We start from the raw sequence: 21907 nt of genomic DNA on the forward strand, positions 1-21907 counted from the left end.
TGGCGTGCCTGCGATAGGATCACCCCGGTTGGACTGCTACACCGAGGCGCTTGCATCGCAGGCAAGCCAGCTCCCACACAGAACATCAGTGGGCGAGGAATTTGCTCAGGAACTGCTTGGTACGTTCTTCCCTGGGGTTGGCAAACAGCGCCTTGGCTTCGCCCTGTTCGACGATCACGCCCTTGTCGAAAAAGATCACCCGGTTGGCCACATCACGGGCAAAGCTCATCTCGTGCGTGACGATGACCATGGTGCGGTTTTCTTCGGCCAGGCTGCGAATGGTCGCTAATACTTCACCCACCAGTTCCGGGTCGAGGGCCGAGGTGGGTTCGTCGAACAGGATCACCTCCGGCTCCATGGCCAATGCGCGGGCAATCGCCACACGCTGTTGCTGGCCGCCGGACAGCCGCCGTGGGTAGGACGCTTCCTTGCCTGCCAGGCCGACCCTGGCCAACAGCTTGCGCCCCAGTTCGGCCGCCGCTTCCCGTGGCATCTTCTTGACCACGATGGGGCCTTCGATGACGTTTTCCAGTGCGGTGCGGTGGGGGAACAGGTTGAAGTTCTGGAACACAAAGCCCACATGCTGGCGCAGGCGTCGCACCAGGCCCTGTTGCTGGTTGAGCGGCCTGCTGCTGTCGATCTGGATGTCACCCACCTTGATACGGCCGCTGGTGGGTTCTTCGAGGAAGTTCAGGCAGCGCAGGAAGGTGGTCTTGCCGGAACCACTGGGGCCGATGATGGCGACCACTTCGCCTTCCTTGACCTCCAGGTCGATGCCGTTGAGCACCACCTGACCATTGAATTGTTTGGTCAGTTTTTCAACCACGATCATGCTTCAAGACTCCAGGTCATGCCGGTTGACCCGGTCTTCCAGACGATTTTGCAGATGCGCCAGGATGCTCGCCAGGATCCAGTAGATCAGGGCCGCGGACAGATACATGGTGAAAATTTCGAAGGTACGCGCCGACACCAGTTGGGCCTGGCGGAACAGCTCGGGCACCTGGATGGTGGCGGCCAGCGCCGTGTCCTTGACCAGTGAAATAAAGCTGTTGCCCAAAGGCGGCAACGCCGTGCGCATCGCCTGGGGCAGGATGGCCCGGCGCAACGTCTGCGCACGGGTCATGCCGATACTGGCAGCAGCTTCCCACTGGCCACGCTCGATGGATGCGATGGCGGCCCGCAGGATTTCACACGCATAGGCAGCCATGTTCAGCGAAAAGCCGATCATGGCAGCAGGGATAGGGTCCAGCTCGATGCCCACTTGCGGCAAGCCGTAGTAGATCAGGAACAGCTGCACCAGCAACGGCGTGCCACGAAAGAACGACACGTAGACCCGGGCCGTCCAACTCAGCAACTTGAAGCGCGAGAGGCGCATCAAGGCCAGGCCGAAGCCCAGCAACAGGCCGAAAAACATCCCGCCGAGGCTGAGGATTACCGTGTAGTACGCGCCCTTGAGCAGAAAGGGCGCGGAGTCCAGCGCGAGTTGGAAACCTGCTTCCATTATTGAGTGACGTCAGCGTTGAAGTACTTCTCGGACAGCGTCTTCAAGGTGCCGTCGGCGCGCAGTTTGTCCAGAGCCTTGTTGACTGCGTCGAGCAATTCAGGCTCGCCTTTGCGCAGGGCGATACCGGATTCCTGACGGGAGAAGGCGTCGCCGGCAGCGGCGGTGTCGGGGGCCTTCTTGGCGTATTCCAGCGCGGCCAGGCGGTCGATCAGGATGGCGTCGATGCGGCCGATGCGCAGGTCCTGGAACTTGGTCGGGTCGTCGTTGTAGGTCTTGATAATAGCTTTAGGCTGGTTGTCCTTGAGCCATTGTTCGTAGTTGGTGCCCAGGCCCACACCCACTTTCTTGCCGGCCAGGTCGTCGGCTTTCTTGATCGAGTCGACGTTCTTTTTCAGCACCAGCGCCTGGATGCCGGACACGGTGTAAGGCTTGGAGAAATCGTATTTTTTCTTACGCTCTTCGGAGATGGTCACCTGGTTGACCACGGCGTCCAGGCGCTTGGATTCCAGCGCGGCAAGGATGCCGTCCCATGGCGTGGCTTGCAGCTTGACCTTGACGCCCAGCTCCTTGGCCAGTGCCTCGGACAATTCCACTTCGAAACCGCTGAGCTTGCCGCTTTCATCGACAAAGCTGAACGGTGGGTAGGTGCCTTCCAGGCCGATCTTGATCTCGCCGGCCTTTTTGATGGTGTTCAACTGCTCGCCGGCAACCGCCTGGCCCAGCCAGCCAGCGCCAAGCGCCAGGCCCAAAGTGCCAACCAACAGCGTGCGACGAAATGCGGAAATAGTCATGGAGAGCCCCTGTGTTTTTATGGTGAGCGAAGCAGGTGACGCGGTAGTCGTATCCTGCCCTAAAGTGTGAAGCGCGTCTTCGCCTTCGGCGCGATGATAAAGCGGGTTTTTAAGTCTTGAAAATAATAAAAATACAATTTCATATTCTTTTTGGAAATATGCGCGGCTTGTGTGGGAGTTGGCTTGCCTGCGATTGCAGTGTGTCAGTGCCAAGTTTCTGGCTGACCCACCGCAATCGCAGGCAAGCCAGCTCCCACATCGACCGTATTCAATCAGTTGAAAACTGAGTCATAAGCAAACAATGCCGGCGCGCCACCGGTATGCAGGAAAATGATCGGCCCCTCTTCAAAGCGCTGGCGCCCGATGCCGTCCAGCAAACCGGCCATGGCCTTGCCGGTATACACCGGGTCCAGCAACAGACCTTCCTGGCTGGCCAAAAGTTTGATCGCCGAGAGGGTGCCAGCGTTTGGCTCGCCATAACGCGGCCCGAAATACTCGTCCCACAGGGTGACCTTGAAGGCTTGCGGAATAGCCACGCCGAGCAACTCGGCAGTGCGCTCGGCCAAGCCCTGCACCTTGGGCAATTGCGCTTGCTCGGTACGCGACACCGTGATGCCGATCACCGGCAATTGCGGCAGTGCTTCGCTCAAGGCCAGGGCCAGGCCGCTGTGGGTGCCGGCACTGCCAGAGGCAAGCACCACGGCGGCGAATTCAATGCCGCTGTCTTCAATCTGCGCGGCCAACTCCAGCCCGGCGCGCACGTAGCCCAGCGCGCCGAGTGCATTGGAACCGCCGATAGGCACCAGGTACGGCTTCTTGCCGTTACTGCGCAGGCGGTCGGCGAGGGCGTTGAGTTGGTCGTCGGCGTTGTCCAGGTTTTCCACCAACTCCACTTTGGCGTCGAACAACTCCAGCAGCAGGCGATTGCCGTTGCCCAGGTAGTTGGGGTCGTCGGTGCCGGTAGGATTCTCCAGCAGGGCAACACAGCCGAGGCCGAGCTTGGCAGCCAGCGCGGCGGTCTGGCGCACATGGTTGGACTGGATCGCGCCGGCGGTGACCAAGGTATCGGCGCCCTGGGCGATGGCGTCGGCGGCCAGGTATTCGAGTTTGCGCAGCTTGTTGCCGCCCATGGCCAGCGGCGTGGTGTCATCGCGTTTGACGTAGATGTCCCTGCCCAGCCAAGCCGACAGCCGCTCGAGTTTTTCCAGGGCCGTGGCACTGCCCAGTAGTTCCAGACGGTTAAAACGGTCGAGCTGTTGTTTGATCATGGGTACGCACGGTGGCTGAGTGATGGGGGGACTATAGGCAGGCACTTTTCATCGGGCAACCGTCAATCGCTTATGACGAAAGGTTCTTATGTTCACACCATTGGTTCTTAAGAGCTGCCTGGGTGCATACCGTAAAGTGATGGCCATTTCGTCAGGAGTGAATACCGTGAGTGAGCGTTCCAGTCATTGGCAATTGCAGACCATCGTCAGCCAGCTGCGCGGCGCCCGCGACCAGTGGCGAACGCGCAATGGGCGCTTGAGTGGCGAGCATGGTGGCCGCGAGTTGCCGTCCCGCGAGGCGGTGGCACAGATTCTTGAGGCCTTGTGCGGCGCCCTGTTTCCGATGCGCCTGGGCCCGGCGGACCTGCGCGAAGAAAGCGAAGACTTCTACGTGGGTCATACCCTCGACGTCGCGCTCAACGCCTTGCTCGCCCAGGCGCGCCTGGAGTTACGCTATGCCGCGCGCCAGAGCGGTGAGGACGACAGCGAAGTCAACGCCCACGCCATTCGCCTGATCCAGGATTTCGCCCTGGCCTTGCCATCCTTGCGCAGCCTGCTGGACACCGACGTACTGGCCGCCTACCACGGCGACCCGGCCGCACGCAGTGTGGATGAGGTGCTGTTGTGCTACCCGGGCATCCTGGCGGTGATCCACCATCGCCTGGCCCATCACCTGTACCGTGCCGGCCTGCCGCTGTTGGCGCGGATCAGTGCAGAAATCGCCCACTCGGCCACCGGCATTGATATCCACCCCGGCGCACAGATCGGCCCGAGTTTCTTTATCGATCACGGCACAGGCGTGGTGATTGGCGAGACGGCGATCATCGGCGAGCGCGTGCGCATCTACCAGGCCGTGACACTGGGCGCCAAACGCTTTCCGGCGGATGAAGATGGGCAATTGCAGAAAGGCCACCCGCGTCACCCTATTGTTGAAGATGATGTGGTGATTTACGCCGGGGCGACGATCCTGGGGCGGATCACCATTGGCCAGGGTTCGACCATTGGCGGCAATGTGTGGCTGACCCGCAGCGTGCCGGCCGGGGCGAATATCACCCAGGCGAATTTGCAGCATGATGATGGGGCGCAGAAGTAATACCTGAGCCAAACGCCGGTCAGTGTGGGAGCTGGCTTGCCTGCGATAGCGGTGTATCAGTCAACAGATGGGTGGCTGACCCAGCGCTATCGCAGGCAAGCCAGCTCCCACATTTCGTATGTATTTCACCGTCGGGTTGCTGAACGATTCGTCTCCTCCACGCGTCATACCAATCCCTGAGCTAGTGTAGGAAACACCTACCACTCAGCCCCGAGATTAGTCCCAGACCGCCTATTCATGTTTAACTTGAACGTTCGTTCAAGTTAAACCGGTGGTTCGCTGCCCGCTCACAACAGGAGGCTTACCTTTGCTGAGTCCGTTTTTTACAGCCATATCCCGCAACCTTGAGGTGCATCGTTCATGAGTGCATCGTCCACCCCTTCCAGCGGCATGGTGCGCATGAATGCGCCCGTTTTCTATTTTGCCGCCACCGTCATCCTGCTGTTTGGCATCACGGTCATCGCTATCCCGCAACAGGCCGGTGCCTGGCTGCTGGCGGCGCAAAACTGGGCGGCCAACACGGTCGGCTGGTACTACATGCTGGCGATGACCCTGTATCTGGTCTTCGTGGTGGTCACCGCGCTATCGGGCTACGGCAAGATAAAACTCGGTGCCGACCACGACGAGCCCGAATTCAGTTACCTGTCCTGGGCCGGCATGTTGTTCGCCGCCGGGATCAGCATCACGCTGTTTTTCTTCTGTGTCTCGGAGCCGCTGACGCACCTGGTGCAGCCGCCCCAGGGCGAAGCAATGAACGCCGATGCGGCGCGCCAGGCCATGCAGGTGTTGTTCCTGCACTGGGGCCTGCATGGCTGGGGCGTGTTCGCGTTTGTCGGCATGGCCCTGGCCTATTTCGCCTACCGGCATAACCTGCCGCTGGCATTGCGCTCGGCGCTGTACCCGCTGATCGGCAAGCGCATCAATGGCCCTATCGGTTATGCGGTGGATGGCTTTGGCATCATTGCCACGGTGTTCGGCCTGGGCGCCGACATGGGCTTTGGCGTACTGCACCTCAACTCTGGCCTGGACTACCTGTTTGGCATTGCCCATACCCAGTGGATCCAGGTGGGCCTGATCACCCTGATGATGGGCGCGGCGATCATCGTGGCTGTGGCCGGCGTCGACAAAGGCGTGCGGGTGATGTCCGACATCAACATGCTGCTGGCCTGTGCGCTGCTGCTGTTCGTGTTGTTCGCCGGGCCTACCCAGCACCTGCTCAACACCTTGATCCAGAACATCGGTGACTATCTGGGCGCGTTGCCCACCAAGAGTTTTGATGTGTACGCCTACAACGAGCCGAGCGACTGGCTGGGCGGCTGGACGGTGTTCTACTGGGCCTGGTGGATCGCATGGTCGCCGTTCGTGGGCCTGTTTATCGCGCGCATTTCCCGTGGCCGTACCATCCGCGAATTCGTGTTTGGCGTGCTGCTGATTCCGCTGGGCTTCACCCTGGCGTGGATGTCGATCTTCGGTAACAGCGCCATCGACCAGGTGCTCAACCATGGCATGGCTGCACTGGGCCAGTCGGCTATCGATGACCCATCGATGAGCCTCTACCTGCTGCTGGAAACCTACCCGTGGAGCAAGACCGTGATCGCGGTCACGGTGTTCATCAGCTTTGTATTCTTCGTGACCTCGGCTGACTCCGGCACTGTGGTGCTCTCCACCCTCTCGTCCAAAGGCGGCAACGCGGATGAAGACGGGCCGAAGTGGCTGCGTGTGTTCTGGGGCGCGATGACCGCCCTAGTCACCAGTGCGTTGCTGTTCGCTGGCAGTATCGACTCGCTCAAGTCTGCGGTGGTACTGACCTCGCTGCCGTTCTCGCTGATCCTGCTGCTGATGATGTGGGGGCTGCACAAGGCGTTCTACCTGGAGTCGCAAAAGCAGATCGCGCAGTTGCATTCCCTGGCACCGATCTCCGCTTCGCGCAAAGGCCGAGGCGGCTGGCGCCAGCGCTTGAGCCAGGCCGTGCATTTTCCGTCGCGTGACGAGGTGTACCGTTTCCTCGACACCACGGTGCGCCCCGCGATTGAAGAAGTGACCGCCGTGTTTGTCGAGAAGGGCCTTACGGTGGTGACCCAGCCCGACCCGTCCAACGACAGTGTCAGCCTCGAAATCGGCCATGGCGAAGAACGTCCGTTCATCTACCAGGTGCAGATGCGTGGCTACTTCACGCCGTCGTTCGCCTTGGGCGGCATCGGTAAGAAAGAGATCAACAACCGCCGCTACTATCGGGCCGAAGTGCACTTGAGTGAGGGCAGCCAGGACTATGACCTGGTGGGCTACACCAAGGAGCAGATCATCAATGACATCCTCGACCAGTACGAGCGCCATCTGCAGTTCTTGCACATGGTGCGCTGATAGCGTTCCTCTCAAGTAGGTCTTTGCTGTAAAAGGAAGAGGCAGACTTAAGCGATTCAGCTGCTTAAAAGGCCCGGGAATATGCTTATTCCCGGGCCTTATTTGCCCTAGATCAAGAGAGGATTCGATGACGTACATTGCTGCCGAAAACCGCTATGAATCTATTCCCTATCGCCGCGTAGGCCGCAGTGGATTGGTGCTACCAGCCCTGTCCCTGGGGTTGTGGCACAACTTTGGCGACAGCACCCCGATCGACACCCAGCGCGCGTTGCTGCGCACGGCGTTCGACCTGGGCATCAACCACTTCGACCTGGCTAACAACTACGGCCCGCCCTATGGCAGCGCCGAGATCAACTTCGGCCGTTTGCTGCGCGAAGACTTCAAGCATTACCGCGACGAATTAATCATTTCCAGCAAAGCCGGTTGGGACATGTGGCCCGGTCCTTACGGCCAGGGTGGTGGTTCGCGCAAATACGTGTTGGCCAGCCTGGACCAGAGCCTGCAACGCCTGGGCGTCGATTATGTGGATATCTTCTATTCGCACCGTTTCGACCCCGATACGCCGCTGGAAGAGACCGCCAGCGCCCTTGCCACCGCCGTGCAGCAAGGCAAGGCGTTGTACATCGGTATCTCGTCTTACTCCGGGGTAAAAACCCGCGAAATGGCGGCGCTGCTCAAAGAGTGGAAAGTGCCGCTGTTGATCCACCAGCCGGCCTATAACCTGCTCAACCGTTGGGTGGAAAAAGACCTGCTGGAGACCACTGAAGAACTCGGCGCCGGGGTGATCGCTTTTACGCCGCTGGCCCAGGGTTTGTTGACCGATAAATACCTCAACGGCGTACCGGCCGATGCGCGGGTGAACCGTCCGGGTGGTGGCTCGTTGCAGGCCCAGCACCTGTCCGAAGCCAACATCGCCCATGTACGCGGCCTGAATGAAATCGCCAAGCGCCGTGGCCAGAGCCTGGCCCAGTTGGCGTTGGCGTGGACATTACGTGATCCACGGGTAACCAGTGCGCTGATCGGCGCAAGCCGGCCGGAACAGATTATCGAGAACGTCGGGGCGTTGAAGAACTTGAGGTTCAGTGCGCAAGAACTGGCGGAGATTGATCGGTTTGCGCAGGAAGGTGGGATCAACCTGTGGGAAAAACCGTCCACTGCTGAATAACCTTACACCACTGGTTGATCGTTCCCACGCTCTGCGTGGGAATGCAGCCCCGGACGCTCGGCGTCCGCTTTAAAGTCGTGACGCAGAGCGTCACAGGAGGCGTTCCCACGCAGAGCGTGGGAACGATCTGTCGCCAAGCGTTAGAACGGCACATCCCCAAGAATCGTCGCCCGGTGCATCACCCGCCGCTGCGGCCGGTAGTCATCCACGGCGTAATGCTGGGTGACGCGGTTATCCCAGAACGCCACGTCATTCTCCTGCCAGCGCCAGCGAATGGTGAATTCCGGGCGGGTGGCGTGGGCGAACAGCAGCTTGAGAATGGCCTCGCTTTCGGCCGGTTCCAGTTCATTGATTCGGGTGGTGAATCCGTCGCTGACGAACAGCGATTTACGCCCACTCACCGGATGCGTGCGCACGACTGGGTGCGATAGCGGCGGGTTTTTCTTGCGGGTCGCTTCCCAGCGCGCAAGGTCTTCGGCGGTGTTGCCAAAGCGCTCCAGCGGGAACGACTTGGTGAAATCGTGTGTGGCGGTGAGGCCATCGAGCATGCGCTTTAACGGCTCGGACAATGCCTCATACGCCGCAATCCCACTGGCCCACAAGGTATCGCCGCCGAAGGCTGGCAGCAGCTTGGCGCTGAGCACAGCGCCCAGGGCCGGCGTGGGCAGGAAGGTCACGTCGGTATGCCACACTGCGTTATCACGCACATCCGTGACGGCGGTGTCGAGGATCAGCACTTCGGGCTGTTCCGGCACGTTGGGGTAGATCGGATGGATGTGCAGGTCGCCAAAGTTTGCCGCGAACCGTGCCTGTTGCGCAGGGATGATCGGCTGGTCACGGAAGAACAGCACCGAATAGTCGAGCAACGCCTGTTCAATGGCGTCGCGCTGTTCAGCGTTCAGCGGCTGAGCGATGTCGACGCCACTGATCTGGGCGCCCAGGGCGGTGCTTAATGGGGTAACGGTCAGGCTGCTCATTGTGGATTCTTCACTCAGTGTGCCTGGCCATGCCAGGGCACTAATTTACGCTGCAGGGCGCGCAGGCCCATTTCCATGGCGAAGGCGATCAGGGCGATGACCAGGATGCCCAGAACCACCACATCGGTGACCAGAAACTGCGCCGCCGACTGCACCATGAAGCCCAGGCCGCTGGTGGCGGCAATCAGCTCGGCGGCGACCAGGGTCGACCAGCCCACACCCAGGCCGATACGCACACCGGTGAGGATGTCGGGCAGGGCGCTGGGCAGGATCACATGGCGAATCAGTTGTGCGCGGGTTGCGCCCAGCGACTGCGCGGCCCTCAGCTTGGCAGGGTCGACGGTGCGCACCCCGGTTGCGGTCGCGATGGCAATCGGGGCGAAAATCGCCAGGTAAATCAGCAGCACCTTGGACAGCTCGCCAATGCCGCACCAGATTACGATCAGCGGCAGGTAGGCCAGCGGCGGAATTGGCCGGTAGAACTCGATCAACGGATCGAAAATGCCTCGGGCAATGCGGTTGGCTCCGATGGCAATCCCCACCGGCACGGCGGTCAGCACCGCAAAGCCCAGGCCCAGGCCGATGCGGCTCAAGCTCGCGCCCAGGTGCTGCCACAAGGTGGAATCCATGTAGCCGGTGGTCGCCAGCAGCCAGCCTTTTTGCAACACTGCCGATGGTGGCGGCAGGAACAGAGGTTCGATCAAACCGGTGGCGGTGACGGCCCACCAGAGGGCGAGCAAGGCCACCAGGGTCAGCACGCTGATCCAGCGCGTGCTCAGGCTGCGGCGTACCGGAATAACGACAGGTGCCACCGCCTTGCTGGCCGTGGCGGGAAGTTCGTAGCTGCTCATGCGTACACCTGCCGTTGGGAGAAGACTTTGCCCAGCACATGTTCACGGGTTTCGATAAAGCGCGGGTCGGACTTGATTGCGCGGGCTGATTCACCGGCGGCGTAACGTTGGCCGAAATCCAGCTGCAGGCGTTCGACGATCTGGCCGGGGTTAGGCGCCAGCAGGATCAGGTCCGTGGCCAGAAACACCGCCTCTTCAATGTCATGGGTAATCAGGAATACCGGCTTGGCCGTGCGCCGCCACACTTGCAGCAGCAACTCCTGCATTTGTTCGCGGGTAAAGGCATCCAGCGCGCCGAAGGGTTCGTCCATCAGCAGTACACGCGGGTCGGCCGCCAGCGCACGCGCCAGGCCGACGCGCTGTTTCTGGCCGCCCGAGAGCTGCCAGATGCGCCGGCTGTCGAAACCGGCCAGGTCCACCAGCGCGAGCATTTCGCGGGCGCGCACTTCGCGCTGCGCCTTGGGCACGCCGGCCAGTTCCAGGCCGAAGGCGACGTTGGCCAGCACGTCCTGCCAGGGCAGCAGGGCGTCGTCCTGGAACACCACGCCGCGCTCGGCGCTGGGGCCCTTGACCGGCACGCCATCGAGGGTGATACGCCCGGCAGACGGCTCGACAAAGCCGGCAATCAGGTTCAACAACGACGTCTTGCCACTGCCGGACGGGCCCAGGGCAACCAGCAGTTGCTGGGGCCCAAGCTCCAGTGAAATATCGGACAGTACCGGTTCCGGGGCGCCTGGGTACTGTGCGCTGATGCGCTCCAGTTGTAGCAAGGCCATCGCAGTGAACTCCTGGGTCAGTTGGTAATGAACTTGGCGCTGACGTAAGGGGCGTAGTCGGGCAGCACGGCCTCGACCTTGCCTTGTTCCTTGAGGAACGCAGCGGTGTCGGTGACGGCCTTGGTGGTTGGCGCTCCCAACAGGGTTACCTGGTCGGCGGCCAACGGGTAGACGTTGCCTTGCAGCAGCAACGGGATATCGCTGGCCTTGGCGCCGGAGAGTTTCACCAGTTTGTCGACGTTGCCGGTATCGGCAAGCCAGGCTTGTGGGTCTTTGCGGTAGGCGGCGTAGGCATCCAGAGTGACCTTGGCAAAGGCGGTGACGATCTCTGGGTGCTTCTCGGCAAAATCCTTGCGCACGATCCAGGCATCGAACGTCGGCGCGCCGAACTTGGCCAGTTCGCCGGAGGTGATCAGCACCTTGCCGGTTTCTTTGGCCACGCCCAGGGCCGGGTCCCACACGTAGGTGGCGTCGATATCACCGCGCTTCCAGGCGGCGATGATGGCGGGCGGGGCGAGGTTGAGGATGGTGACTTTGGCCGGGTCGATGTTCCAGTGTTTCAGGGCAGCGAGCAGGCTGTAGTGGCCGGTGGAAACGAAGGGCACAGCGATTTTTTTGCCGACCAGGTCCTGCGGGCTGTTGATCCCCGAGCCGTTACGCGCCACCAGGGCTTCGGCGCCGCCGATCTGGGTGGCGACGAGGAAGGTTTGCACCGGGACTTTGCGGGTTATTGCGGCGGTCAGCGGGCTGGAACCGAGGTAGCCGATCTGCACGTCGCCCGAGGCGATGGCGGCGATGATGTCGGCGCCATTGTCGAATTTGCGCCAGTCGATCTTGGCGTTGGTGGCTTTTTCATAGGCGCCGTCGGCTTGGGCGACTTTGGCCGGGTCCACGGTGGTCTGGTACGCAATGGTCACATCCGCCGCCTGGGCACACAGGCTGGCACCGGCCAGGGACAATGCGGCCAACAGGCGCAGAGGGGTCAACAGTTTCAAGGGGAAGCTCCTCAATCAGGCGGCCGAGGGTCGGCGTGAGAGGAGACTAAATGATCTAAGAATTCGAAAATAAATAACTTTTTCGAATTAGCTTATGAGAGGAAATGGCGAAGCCTGTTTTCAGGCTGGCAAAAATAATGTGGGCGCTGGCTTGCCTGCGATAGCGGTGTATCTGTCAACAGGTGGGTTGCTGACCCACCGATATTGCAGGCAAGCCAGCTGCCACAGGGGAGCGAGCCTGAGGTTAGTTGCTGATGGCCAGGATGCTTGCCTGGTACGAGCCGACAAACACATCGAAATCGCCCACTTCGTTCTGTTCCAGCTCCGCCTGCTGCGCCAGCGAGGCACGGGCCAGTTCTTCAAAGTGCGCTTGTTCCTCAGGCGCCAAAGGCTCCTTGCGGAAGTACTCGGCATGCACTTCGCTTTGATGCAGAGAGAACTGCGCAAAGCTTTCCTTGCGCTCAGCCATGGCTGCCAACACCTGAGCCGACGGTGTCAGGGACGGGTCCTTGACCTTGGCCAACTGGGCGTCCAGTGCCTCGCTGTGTTCGGTGATGCCGTGGCTCTGATCGAGCAGGGCGGCCAGCGGGCCTATCTTCTCCAGCAACTCGGCCGCCCACTCCTTCATGTCCACCGGCTGGCCGTCACGCTGCAATTGCAGGCCAGGACGGCGACCTTCCTTGACCACGCTGAGGAAGTTGGAGGTGGCGTTGCCGCACTCGTTGTTGGCGAACAGTGGGCTGTCGTTCAGTGCGCAGTACAGCAGGAATGCGTCGAGGAACCGTGATTCCGGCAGATCGATACCCATCGGCAAGAACGGGTTGATGTCCAGGCAGCGTACTTCGATGTACTGGATGCCGCGGGCCATCAACGCCTGGATCGGCCGCTCGCCGGTGTAGGTCACGCGCTTGGGACGGATGTTGGAGTAGTACTCGTTTTCGATCTGCAGGATGTTGGTATTGAGCTGCACCCACTCGCCATCCTTGTGCGTGCCGACTTCAACGTACGGCGCGTAGGGTGTTGCCACCGCTTCGCGCAGGCTGTCGGTGTAGCTGGCCAAGTCGTTGTAGCACGGCGTCAGACCGGCCTGGGCGTTGCTCTGGTAACCCAGGTCGCTCATGCGCAGGCTGGTGGCGTAGGGCAGGTACAGGGTGTCGGCATCCAGGACTTCAAGCTGATGCGAGCGCCCCCGCAGGAAGCCGGCATCCAGGGCGGGCGAGGCACCGAACAGGTACATCAACAGCCAGCTGTAACGACGGAAATTACGGATCAGCGCGATGTAGGCCGTGGATTGATAGTCACGGTCGGTGCCGACAAACCCCTCTGTTTCCTTGAGCAACGGCCACAACGCTTCCGGCAGGGAAAAGTTGTAGTGGATGCCGGCGATGCACTGCATGGTCTTGCCGTAACGCAGGGCCAGGCCCTTGCGGTACACGTACTTGAGCTGGCCGATGTTGGAGGTGCCGTAGTAGGCAATCGGAATATCTTCCTCGGCCGGCAACGGGCACGGCATCGAGGGGCTCCACAGGTATTCGCTGCCCAGCTTGGTGTAGGCAAAGCGATGGATCTTGTCCAGGCTGCTCAGGGTATCGGCCGGGTTCGGCAGGGCTGGGGTGATGAACTCCAGCAGCGATTCCGAGTAGTCGGTGGTGATCTGTTCGTTGGTCAACGCGGCGCCCAATGCTTCGGGGTGTGGCGTTTGCGCCAGGCGACCCTCACTGGTGACGCGCAGGCATTCGCGCTCGATGCCGTGCAAGCATTGCTCTAGCAGGGAGAGGTGTTCGCGCTTGCCGAGCAGGGCCAGGCGGCGGTTGAGAAGTTCGCTCAAGTTGGATTCCTTCACGCGTCAGTCGCCCCAATATGGGGGTGGGCAGGACGGTCTACAAGGGTGAAGTGGAAACTGGCGTGATCGCCTGGTTTTGAGTCGATTTGACCCGCTCTGAATTTGCCGACTTCACTCCATGAATTGGGCTACAGCGCAGCGAGAAAATTCCGACGCTGTTATCGCAGCGCCGAAATTAACTCAAATCGGGGGTGGGGAGCTATAGGACAGCGAACGTGCCCTGTGCTTTTGCGACAAGTCTTTCGCCTTGGTACACGTCGGCCTCGACCACCAGGGTGCGGCGACCGGTGTGGATCACCCGGCTGGTGCACAGGACATCACCGTCTTCCACGGCGCGAATATAGTTGATCTTGCATTCGATGGTGGCGCTCTGCTGGTCGAAACCGTGGGCGCTGGAACACGCCAGGCCCATGGTTATATCCACCAGGCTGAAAATCGCCCCGCCATGGAGCTTGCCCGCGCGGTTGCGCAGGTGCGGCTCCAGGGTCAGGGCCACCTCGGCAACGCCTTCTTCCAGGCGTTGCAGGCGGCAGCCGATCAGTTCGCTGAATGCGCTCTGGGTCAAACCGGCCGGAATCTCCATCAACGCTTCTTCAGCTGTTTAGCGTTGGCAAACAGCGACGCCATGGCGTTGTTGCTGGGCGCGGCAGTCGCGGTTTCCTTGCGCGGCGCGTTGTTCTGCGACTGGCGCGGCGCCGAACCGGGGCGAGCACCACGTGCGCCGTCGATTTTCTCCCCGGGGGTGTCGCTCATGCGCATCGACAGGCCGACGCGTTTGCGCGGGATGTCGACTTCCATGACCTTGACCTTGACCACGTCACCAGCTTTGACTGCCTCACGTGGGTCCTTGATGAACTTCTCCGAAAGCGCGGAGATGTGCACCAAGCCGTCCTGATGCACGCCGATGTCCACGAATGCGCCGAAGTTGGTCACGTTAGTCACCACGCCTTCGAGGATCATGCCCGGTTGCAGGTCCTTGAGGTCTTCGACGCCGTCCTGGAACTCGGCGGTCTTGAACTCCGGGCGCGGGTCGCGACCCGGTTTCTCCAGTTCTTGCAGGATATCGGTGATAGTCGGCACACCGAAGGTCTCGTCGGTGTACTTCTTGGGGTCCAGGCGCTTGAGGAACGCGGCATCACCGATCAACGAACGGATATCGCGGTCGGTCTCGGCGGCAATGCGTTGCACCAATGGGTAAGCTTCCGGGTGAACCGCAGAGGCGTCCAGCGGGTTGTCACCGTTCATTACGCGTAAGAAACCAGCAGCCTGTTCAAAAGTTTTTTCACCCAGGCGTGCGACTTTTTTCAGTGCAGCACGGGTTTTGAACGCGCCATTTTCGTCGCGATGGCTGACGATGTTCTGCGCCAGGGTGGCGTTGAGGCCGGAGATTCGCGCCAGCAGGGCCACGGACGCGGTGTTCACATCCACGCCCACGGCGTTTACGCAGTCTTCCACCACCGCATCCAGGCCGCGTGCCAGTTTCAGCTGCGACACGTCGTGCTGGTACTGGCCGACGCCGATGGATTTAGGGTCGATCTTCACCAGTTCGGCCAGCGGGTCTTGCAGGCGACGGGCGATGGACACCGCGCCACGGATCGACACATCGAGGTCCGGGAATTCCTTGGAGGCCAGCTCCGACGCCGAGTACACCGAAGCGCCTGCTTCGGAGACCATGACCTTGGTCATCTTCATGGCTGGGTATTTTTTGATCAGCTCGGCGGCCAGCTTGTCGGTTTCGCGGCTGGCGGTGCCGTTGCCGATGGCGATCAGGTCCACCGCATGCTTGGCGCACAGGGCGGCCAGGATCGCGAGGGTCTGGTCCCACTTGTTGTGCGGTACGTGTGGGTACACGGTGGCGTGGTCCAGCAGCTTGCCGGTGGCGTCGACCACCGCGACCTTGCAACCAGTGCGCAGGCCCGGGTCGAGGCCCAGGGTGGCACGCGGGCCGGCCGGTGCGGCCAACAGCAGATCGTGCAGGTTGTGGGCGAACACGTTGATCGCCTCGGTTTCGGCGCCGTCGCGCAGCTCGCCCAGCAGGTCGGTTTCCAGATGGGTGTAAAGCTTGACCTTCCAGGTCCAGCGCACCACTTCGCCGAGCCACTTGTCCGCCGGGCGGTTCTGGTTCTGGATGCCGAATTGTTGACCAATCATGCCTTCGCACGGGTGCATGGTGCCCGGCAACTCGTCACCGACTTTCAACGCGGAGCTGAGAATGCCTTCGTTGCGGCCGCGGAAAATCGCCAGGGCGCGGTGGGACGGCATGCTTTTGAGCGGCTCGTCATGTTCGAAATAGTCGCGGAACTTGGCGCCTTCTTCCTCTTTGCCGGCGATAACGCGGGCGCTGAGGATGGCTTCTTGCTTGAGGTAGGTACGCAGTTTTTCCAGGAGGCTGGCGTTTTCGGCAAAGCGCTCCATCAGGATGTACTTGGCGCCCTCGAGGGCGGCCTTGACGTCGGCGACGCCTTTTTCCGCGTCGATGAAGCGCGCGGCTTCGGTTTCCGGGGTCAGCGATGGGTCGTTGAACAGGCCGTCGGCCAAATCACCCAGGCCGGCTTCCAGGGCGATCTGGCCCTTTGTACGACGTTTCTGTTTGTATGGCAGGTAAAGGTCTTCGAGGCGGGTCTTGGTATCCGCGAGTTTGATGTCGCGTTCCAGTTGAGGAGTCAACTTGCCCTGTTCCTCGATGCTGGCGAGGATGCTGATACGCCGTTCGTCGAGTTCTCGCAGGTAGCGCAGGCGCTCTTCCAGGTGACGCAGTTGGGTGTCGTCGAGGCTGCCGGTTACTTCTTTTCGGTAACGGGCGATGAAGGGCACGGTGGAGCCTTCATCCAGTAGAGCGACGGCCGCTTCGACCTGTTGTGGGCGTACACCGAGTTCCTCGGCGATGCGGCTGTTGATGCTGTCCATAAAACCACCTGAAATTCTTAAAATCAGCGCGCCGGCCCGTAAAAACAAGGCTCGGCGAGGCTGGTTGAGCGGCCCGACTGGCGCCGCTGCCTGGGTCAAGAGGCTGGCTATTGACCCTCGAAATCGAAAAAGTCACGACAAGCGGGTAAAAAAAGCCCGGCAGCAAACGGTAACGATCTGACGTTGCCCTGCACGGAGGCGCCGCATTATAACCAGCGTTCCGCCCTTGGGGGCTACTGCGCCGCAGCTTGTAGGGCGCGGGTTCGCTGGCAGTAGATGAAAAATCTGCTAACAATGCACACGGTGCGTATAACGGCAGCTACGCCATAATGCGCGCCGAGATAAGAGGAGCATCCAATGAGCAGCACCGCACAAACTGCTGAAGGCGAAAAAATTCTCATCGTTGATGACGATCCGGGGCTGAGCAGCCTGCTGGAGCGTTTTTTCAACTCCAAGGGCTATCGTGCCCGGGCGGTGCCGAACACCGAGCAGATGGATCGTCTGTTAGGGCGTGAAGTCTTCAACCTGGTCGTACTCGACCTGATGCTGCCCGGCGAAGACGGCCTTACTGCCTGTAAACGCCTGCGCGGTGCTAACAACCAGATCCCGATCATCATGCTCACCGCCAAGGGCGATGAACTGAGCCGTATCAAGGGCCTGGAACTGGGGGCTGATGACTACCTGGCCAAGCCTTTCAACCCCGATGAGCTGATGGCGCGGGTCAAGGCCGTATTGCGTCGCCAGGCACCGGCGGTACCGGGCGCACCGGGCAGCGAAGACGAAAGCGTCACCTTTGGCGACTACGAACTGTCGCTGGCCACCCGTGAGCTCAAGCGCGGTGAAGAAGTGCACATGCTCACCACGGGTGAATTCGCAGTGCTCAAGGCCTTGGTCATGAACGCTCGCCAGCCGCTGACCCGTGACAAACTGATGAACCTGGCCCGTGGCCGGGAATGGGACGCACTGGAGCGCTCCATCGACGTGCAGATTTCCCGACTGCGCCGGATGATCGAGCCAGACCCGTCCAAGCCGCGGTATATCCAGACGGTGTGGGGTGTGGGTTATGTGTTTGTGCCGGATGGCACCGCAACCAAGTGACCGATGATTTGCAGGGGCGGGTATCCTGGCGTTTGACCCCATGAGGGTCGACGGGATGCCCGGCGTCTGCAATTCTGCGAGCACCGCTCGTTCCTGCAAGGTGTGCAGCTTTCATCTATGAAAACCCCGCTGTGGTTCCCGCAAAGTTTCTTCTCCCGCACCCTCTGGCTGGTGCTTATTGTCGTTCTGTTTTCCAAGGCACTCACGTTGGTTTATCTGCTGATGAACGAAGACGTGCTGGTGGATCGGCAGTACAGCCATGGCGTCGCCCTGACATTGCGTGGTTATTGGGCGGTAGACCCTGAGAACCGCGAAAAGGTAGCCAAGGCATCGACCCTCACTCGAGTTGACGGCGCCGGTGTGCCTGAAGGCGAGCAACATTGGCCCTACAGCGAGATTTACCAGCGCCAGATGCAGGCCGAATTGGGCGCCGATACCGAGGTGCGGCTTCGTATGCATGTTTCGCCTGCGTTGTGGGTGCGAGCGCCAAGCCTGGGGGATGCGTGGATCAAGGTTCCGCTTTATCCGCACCCGCTGCGTGGGCAAAAAATCTGGAACGTGTTGGGTTGGTTCCTGGCCATTGGCTTGCTCTCAACGGCGTCGGCGTGGATCTTCGTCCGCCAGCTCAACCAACCCCTCAAGCGCCTGGTGTTTGCCGCTCGCCAACTGGGCCAGGGGCGTAGTGTGCGTCTGCCGGTCAGCGACACGCCCAGTGAGATGACCGAGGTGTACGGCGCATTCAACCAGATGGCAGAAGACGTCGAACAGGCCGGGCGCGAACGCGAGTTGATGCTGGCGGGGGTGTCCCATGACTTGCGCACGCCGCTGACGCGATTGCGTTTGTCCCTGGAATTGATGGGTGACCATACCGACCTCACCGATGACATGGTGCGCGACATCGAAGACATGGACGCCATCCTGGACCAGTTCCTGGCGTTCATCCGCGACGGGCGGGATGAGGTGGTCGAGGAGGTCGACCTCACGGAGCTCGTGCGTGAGGTGGTTGCGCCCTATAACCAGAACGGTGAGCAGGTGCGCACGCGCCTGGAGCCGATCCAGCCGTTCGCATTACGCCGGGTGTCGATGAAGCGCCTGCTGAACAACTTGATTGGCAACGCCTTGCACCATGCTGGTTCCGATGTGGAAGTGGCGGCGTACGTTTCTGGCGACAGTGCCGCACCTTACGTGGTGCTGAGCGTGATGGACCGTGGCACAGGAATCGACCCGGCGGAACTGGAAGGTATCTTCAACCCCTTCACCCGTGGCGACCGAGCCCGAGGAGGCAAGGGCACCGGGTTGGGGTTGGCGATTGTGCGGCGGATTGCGTCGATGCATGGCGGCAATGTTGAGTTGCGCAACCGGGAAGGCGGCGGGTTGGAGGCGCGGGTGCGGCTGCCGTTGGGGTTGATGCTGCCTAGAGACGCCGTCTAACAAGCAATATGAATGCAAATGTGGGAGCTGGCTTGCCTGCGATAGCGGTAGTTCATTCAACGACGATGTTGAATGTACCGGCGTCATCGCAGGCAAGCCAGCTCCCACAGTGGTTTGCGGCGTGTGGCAGATGTGGGTATTCAGCCCTTTCCCTTGGTCCGAGTCATATTCGGCCCGCCATTCTTTTCCAGATGCTGAATGATGATCCCTGCCACATCCTTACCGGTGGTGGTCTCGATTCCTTCCAGGCCCGGCGATGAGTTTACTTCCATCACCAAGGGGCCATGGTTGGAGCGCAGGATGTCCACACCCGCCACGCTCAGCCCCATCACCTTGGCTGCCCGTAGCGCGGTCATGCGTTCTTCCGGGGTGATCTTGATCAGGCTGGCGCTGCCACCACGGTGAAGGTTGGAGCGGAACTCACCGGGCTTCGCCTGGCGCTTCATCGCCGCAATCACCTTGTCGCCTACCACGAAGCAGCGAATGTCCGCGCCGCCAGCTTCCTTGATGTATTCCTGCACCATGATGTTCTGCTTGAGGCCCATGAACGCCTCAATCACCGACTCCGCTGCCGTTGCTGTTTCACACAGCACCACGCCGATGCCCTGGGTGCCTTCCAGCACCTTGATCACCAGCGGTGCGCCATTGACCATCTCGATCAGGTCGGGAATGTCATCCGGGGAGTGGGCAAAACCGGTGACCGGCAGGCCGATGCCCCGGCGCGACAGCAGTTGCAGGGAGCGCAGCTTGTCCCGCGAGCGTGCAATGGCCACGGATTCATTCAGCGGAAACACCCCCATCATTTCAAACTGGCGCAATACCGCGCAGCCATAGAACGTCACAGAAGCGCCGATACGCGGGATCACCGCATCAAAGCCTTCCAGGGGCTTGCCCCGGTAGTGGATCTGCGGCTTGTGGCTGGCAATGTTCATGTAGGCACGCAACGTGTCGATCACCACCATTTCATGGCCACGTTCAGTGCCGGCCTCGACCAGGCGGCGGGTAGAATACAGACGCGGGTTTCGCGACAGCACAGCAATCTTCATGCAGCACCTGGGGCAGAAATAGTGGAGACCGGGAACACCGGCTTGTCTTGAACGTACTTGAGGCCCGGATTGACCACCAGCTGGCCGTCAATCAGCGCCTTGGAGCCCAGCAGCAGGCGGTAACGCATGGCTTTGCGACAGGCGAGGGTGAACTCCACCCGCCATACCCGATCACCCAGGGCCAGGGTGGTGCTGATCACGTAGCGCACCTGCGCATGGCCGTTGGAGCTCTTGATGGTTTTCATCGTCACCAGGGGCGCTTCACAGCGCCGGTGACGCAGTTGCACCACGCTGCCCAGGTGCGCGGTAAAACGCACCCACTTTTCACCGTCGCGCTCAAAGGGCTCGATATCGGTGGCGTGCAGGCTTGAGGTACTGGCACCGGTGTCGATCTTCGCGCGCAGGCCTGCGACTCCCAAGTCGGGAAGTGCCACCCACTCACGCAGACCCACAACGGTCAAATGGTCAAATGTCTTCAATATGGTTAACCGGTCAATTCGCCCAGGCTTGAGGAGATACCTCAGCCAACGCTTTGAATGCAGGCTTGGCGAACCAGAAGCCCTGCATCAGAAATATTCCGCAGTCGGACAGGAAGTCGCGCTCGCCGGCACTTTCGATGCCTTCGGCGATGACAGTAACCCCCAACTGCTCACAGATTGTGACAATCCCTCGGACGATGACCTGGCGGACACGATCCTGGTCGACATCGCGAATCAGCGCCATGTCGAGCTTGATCAAGTCAGGTTGGAAATCGGCCAGCAGGTTCAGCCCCGAATAGCCCGCGCCGAAATCGTCGATGGCGGTCTTGAAGCCGAATTCGCGGTATTCACGCAGAATATTCGTCAAATGGCGATAGTTATCTACGTGCTCGCTTTCCAGAGTCTCGAAAATCAGCCGGTCCAGCGGGAAATTGTGCGCTCGGGCGGCCTCTAGAGTGCTGCGGATACACAGTTCCGGGCGATATACCGCATTGGGCATGAAGTTGATGGAAAGGTGAGTCTGCATGCCCAGGGCCGCGGCACCGGCGATGGCCTTGGTCCGGCAACGCTGGTCGAAGCGGTAGCGATTGGTTTCGTTGACCTGAGCCAGCACCGACAGCGCGCCTTCTCCCAGGGGACCGCGCACCAAGGCTTCGTTGGCGAAGATCGAATGGTCACGCAGGTCTACGATAGGCTGGTAGGCGAACGCAAAATCGAACCCCAGAGGCTCGCTTTGCTGGCAACCCACGCACCGCTGGTTGGGCGAGGTGAGTGAAAGGGGAAAGTCGGTCACGGCGTATCCTCGCGAAAACAGGGTGCTACCTGGCGTATCTTAGGTGAGCCTTGGGGTTTATGCGTCGAAGGGTTTCAACGGTAAAGTTGCGACATTTTTCAGAGCGAGGAATTCAAGTGGCTCAAAAGCAGGAAGAGGAAGAGAAGGTCCGGCTGGACAAGTGGTTGTGGGCAGCGCGGTTCTATAAGACCCGCGCTCTGGCCAAGGCCGCTATCGAGAGCGGCAAGGTGCATCATCGCGGCGAGCGCTGCAAACCGGGCAAGGAGCCGCGCGTCGGCGACGAGTTTCAGATTCGTACAGGGTTTGATGAAAAAACCATCGTGGTGCAGGCACTTTCCATCGTACGCCGCGGCGCGCCTGAAGCGCAGGCACTGTATGCCGAGACCGAAGCCAGCATCGCCAAGCGCGAAAACGCTGCAGCCATGCGCAAAGCAGGTGCTTCAGGCCTGACCACTGACGGCAAGCCGAGCAAGAAGCAGCGCCGCGATCTATTCAAATTTCGCGGCAGCGGCAATGACGATTGATTGCA

20 protein-coding genes are annotated in these 21907 nt (G+C 60.8%); 6 read left to right on the forward strand and 14 right to left on the reverse strand.

Annotation, left to right across the window (positions count from 1 at the left end):
- Positions 1-85: 85 nt before the first annotated feature.
- The 4 genes from tcyN to BT199_RS13835 form a co-directional block, all read right to left on the reverse strand.
- Positions 86-832 (reverse strand): L-cystine ABC transporter ATP-binding protein TcyN, encoded by a 747-nt coding sequence (tcyN, locus tag BT199_RS13820; protein WP_072434715.1) that lies wholly within the window; start codon positions 830-832, stop codon positions 86-88.
- A gap of 3 nt (positions 833-835) precedes the next feature.
- Positions 836-1501 carry a cystine ABC transporter permease gene (tcyL, locus tag BT199_RS13825; protein ID WP_003187646.1) on the reverse strand — a complete coding sequence of 222 codons (666 nt, stop codon included), beginning with the start codon at positions 1499-1501 and terminating at the stop codon, positions 836-838.
- Entirely contained in the window at positions 1501-2295 is a 795-nt protein-coding gene (gene tcyJ / locus BT199_RS13830) for a cystine ABC transporter substrate-binding protein (protein WP_014716462.1), read from the reverse strand. Before tcyJ ends, tcyL begins: the two co-directional genes overlap by 1 nt.
- A gap of 272 nt (positions 2296-2567) precedes the next feature.
- The gene (locus BT199_RS13835; RefSeq protein ID WP_014716463.1) at positions 2568-3563 is read right to left on the reverse strand and encodes a D-cysteine desulfhydrase; all 996 of its coding nucleotides are present in this window, start codon (positions 3561-3563) and stop codon (positions 2568-2570) included.
- Positions 3564-3729: 166 nt separating this feature from the next.
- Between BT199_RS13835 and epsC the strand changes: the two genes are divergently transcribed.
- From epsC to mgrA, 3 genes are all read left to right on the forward strand, one after another.
- Complete coding sequence (epsC, locus tag BT199_RS13840; RefSeq protein WP_014716464.1) at positions 3730-4656, forward strand: serine O-acetyltransferase EpsC; 927 nt, start codon at positions 3730-3732, stop codon at positions 4654-4656.
- A gap of 399 nt (positions 4657-5055) precedes the next feature.
- On the forward strand, positions 5056-7017 hold the full coding sequence (betT, locus tag BT199_RS13845; RefSeq protein ID WP_169856569.1) for a choline transporter BetT: 1962 nt from the start codon (positions 5056-5058) through the stop codon (positions 7015-7017).
- 127 nt (positions 7018-7144) lie between these two features.
- The gene (gene mgrA / locus BT199_RS13850; protein ID WP_072434716.1) at positions 7145-8182 is read left to right on the forward strand and encodes an L-glyceraldehyde 3-phosphate reductase; all 1038 of its coding nucleotides are present in this window, start codon (positions 7145-7147) and stop codon (positions 8180-8182) included.
- Between the two features lie 140 nt (positions 8183-8322).
- Here mgrA and tauD read toward each other — a convergent pair whose 3' ends face one another.
- The 7 genes from tauD to BT199_RS13885 all read right to left on the reverse strand — a co-directional run bounded on the left by tauD (position 8323) and on the right by BT199_RS13885 (position 16531).
- On the reverse strand, positions 8323-9159 hold the full coding sequence (gene tauD, locus BT199_RS13855) for a taurine dioxygenase (RefSeq protein WP_072434717.1): 837 nt from the start codon (positions 9157-9159) through the stop codon (positions 8323-8325).
- Positions 9160-9173: 14 nt separating this feature from the next.
- Complete coding sequence (gene tauC, locus BT199_RS13860) at positions 9174-10010, reverse strand: taurine ABC transporter permease TauC (RefSeq protein WP_014716467.1); 837 nt, start codon at positions 10008-10010, stop codon at positions 9174-9176.
- Positions 10007-10786 (reverse strand): taurine ABC transporter ATP-binding subunit, encoded by a 780-nt coding sequence (gene tauB / locus BT199_RS13865; RefSeq protein ID WP_014716468.1) that lies wholly within the window; start codon positions 10784-10786, stop codon positions 10007-10009. Before tauB ends, tauC begins: the two co-directional genes overlap by 4 nt.
- Before the next feature lie 17 nt (positions 10787-10803).
- Positions 10804-11781, reverse strand: a complete 978-nt coding sequence (gene tauA / locus BT199_RS13870) for a taurine ABC transporter substrate-binding protein (RefSeq protein WP_072434718.1) — start codon at positions 11779-11781, stop codon at positions 10804-10806.
- Between the two features lie 244 nt (positions 11782-12025).
- Entirely contained in the window at positions 12026-13609 is a 1584-nt protein-coding gene (gshA, locus tag BT199_RS13875; protein ID WP_072434719.1) for a glutamate--cysteine ligase, read from the reverse strand.
- Positions 13610-13823: 214 nt separating this feature from the next.
- The gene (locus tag BT199_RS13880; RefSeq protein WP_014716471.1) at positions 13824-14207 is read right to left on the reverse strand and encodes a PaaI family thioesterase; all 384 of its coding nucleotides are present in this window, start codon (positions 14205-14207) and stop codon (positions 13824-13826) included.
- A complete protein-coding gene (locus tag BT199_RS13885; protein WP_014716472.1) occupies positions 14207-16531 on the reverse strand; it encodes a Tex family protein in 2325 nt (774 codons plus the stop codon). The genes BT199_RS13880 and BT199_RS13885 overlap by 1 nt, the downstream gene beginning before the upstream one ends.
- Positions 16532-16888: 357 nt before the next feature.
- Between BT199_RS13885 and ompR the strand changes: the two genes are divergently transcribed.
- Positions 16889-17629, forward strand: a complete 741-nt coding sequence (ompR, locus tag BT199_RS13890; RefSeq protein WP_003187669.1) for an osmolarity response regulator transcription factor OmpR — start codon at positions 16889-16891, stop codon at positions 17627-17629.
- Between the two features lie 117 nt (positions 17630-17746).
- Positions 17747-19060, forward strand: coding sequence for an ATP-binding protein (locus tag BT199_RS13895; protein WP_014716473.1), 1314 nt, complete (start codon positions 17747-17749; stop codon positions 19058-19060).
- Positions 19061-19200: 140 nt separating this feature from the next.
- Here BT199_RS13895 and rimK read toward each other — a convergent pair whose 3' ends face one another.
- From rimK to BT199_RS13910, 3 genes are read right to left on the reverse strand one after another with little or no spacing between them, the layout of a single operon-like run.
- The gene (gene rimK, locus BT199_RS13900; RefSeq protein ID WP_003187674.1) at positions 19201-20106 is read right to left on the reverse strand and encodes a 30S ribosomal protein S6--L-glutamate ligase; all 906 of its coding nucleotides are present in this window, start codon (positions 20104-20106) and stop codon (positions 19201-19203) included.
- The gene (locus tag BT199_RS13905; protein ID WP_169856571.1) at positions 20103-20552 is read right to left on the reverse strand and encodes a retropepsin-like aspartic endopeptidase RimB; all 450 of its coding nucleotides are present in this window, start codon (positions 20550-20552) and stop codon (positions 20103-20105) included. The genes rimK and BT199_RS13905 overlap by 4 nt, the downstream gene beginning before the upstream one ends.
- Before the next feature lie 46 nt (positions 20553-20598).
- On the reverse strand, positions 20599-21378 hold the full coding sequence (locus BT199_RS13910; protein ID WP_014716474.1) for a S6 modification regulatory phosphodiesterase RimA: 780 nt from the start codon (positions 21376-21378) through the stop codon (positions 20599-20601).
- A gap of 116 nt (positions 21379-21494) precedes the next feature.
- Here BT199_RS13910 and BT199_RS13915 point away from each other — a divergent pair, with 116 nt between their 5' ends.
- Positions 21495-21902 carry an RNA-binding S4 domain-containing protein gene (locus BT199_RS13915; protein WP_003236026.1) on the forward strand — a complete coding sequence of 136 codons (408 nt, stop codon included), beginning with the start codon at positions 21495-21497 and terminating at the stop codon, positions 21900-21902.
- Positions 21903-21907 lie beyond the last annotated feature (5 nt).

The sequence above is a fragment of the Pseudomonas sp. NFR02 genome (genome assembly GCF_900119375.1).
Taxonomy (GTDB): Bacteria; Pseudomonadota; Gammaproteobacteria; order Pseudomonadales; family Pseudomonadaceae; genus Aquipseudomonas; species Aquipseudomonas paracarnis.

Excerpts from the sequence above, each read along its gene's own strand:
- tcyN (WP_072434715.1), bottom strand. The coding sequence starts at position 832 with ATGATCGTGGTTGAAAAACTGACCAAACAATTCAATGGTCAGGTGGTG.
- tcyL (WP_003187646.1), bottom strand. The coding sequence starts at position 1,501 with ATGGAAGCAGGTTTCCAACTCGCGCTGGACTCCGCGCCCTTTCTGCTC.
- tcyJ (WP_014716462.1), bottom strand. The coding sequence starts at position 2,295 with ATGACTATTTCCGCATTTCGTCGCACGCTGTTGGTTGGCACTTTGGGC.
- BT199_RS13835 (WP_014716463.1), bottom strand. The coding sequence starts at position 3,563 with ATGATCAAACAACAGCTCGACCGTTTTAACCGTCTGGAACTACTGGGC.
- betT (WP_169856569.1), top strand. The coding sequence starts at position 5,056 with ATGAATGCGCCCGTTTTCTATTTTGCCGCCACCGTCATCCTGCTGTTT.
- mgrA (WP_072434716.1), top strand. The coding sequence starts at position 7,145 with ATGACGTACATTGCTGCCGAAAACCGCTATGAATCTATTCCCTATCGC.
- tauD (WP_072434717.1), bottom strand. The coding sequence starts at position 9,159 with ATGAGCAGCCTGACCGTTACCCCATTAAGCACCGCCCTGGGCGCCCAG.
- tauC (WP_014716467.1), bottom strand. The coding sequence starts at position 10,010 with ATGAGCAGCTACGAACTTCCCGCCACGGCCAGCAAGGCGGTGGCACCT.
- tauB (WP_014716468.1), bottom strand. The coding sequence starts at position 10,786 with ATGGCCTTGCTACAACTGGAGCGCATCAGCGCACAGTACCCAGGCGCC.
- BT199_RS13880 (WP_014716471.1), bottom strand. The coding sequence starts at position 14,207 with ATGGAGATTCCGGCCGGTTTGACCCAGAGCGCATTCAGCGAACTGATC.
- BT199_RS13885 (WP_014716472.1), bottom strand. The coding sequence starts at position 16,531 with ATGGACAGCATCAACAGCCGCATCGCCGAGGAACTCGGTGTACGCCCA.
- ompR (WP_003187669.1), top strand. The coding sequence starts at position 16,889 with ATGAGCAGCACCGCACAAACTGCTGAAGGCGAAAAAATTCTCATCGTT.
- BT199_RS13895 (WP_014716473.1), top strand. The coding sequence starts at position 17,747 with ATGAAAACCCCGCTGTGGTTCCCGCAAAGTTTCTTCTCCCGCACCCTC.
- rimK (WP_003187674.1), bottom strand. The coding sequence starts at position 20,106 with ATGAAGATTGCTGTGCTGTCGCGAAACCCGCGTCTGTATTCTACCCGC.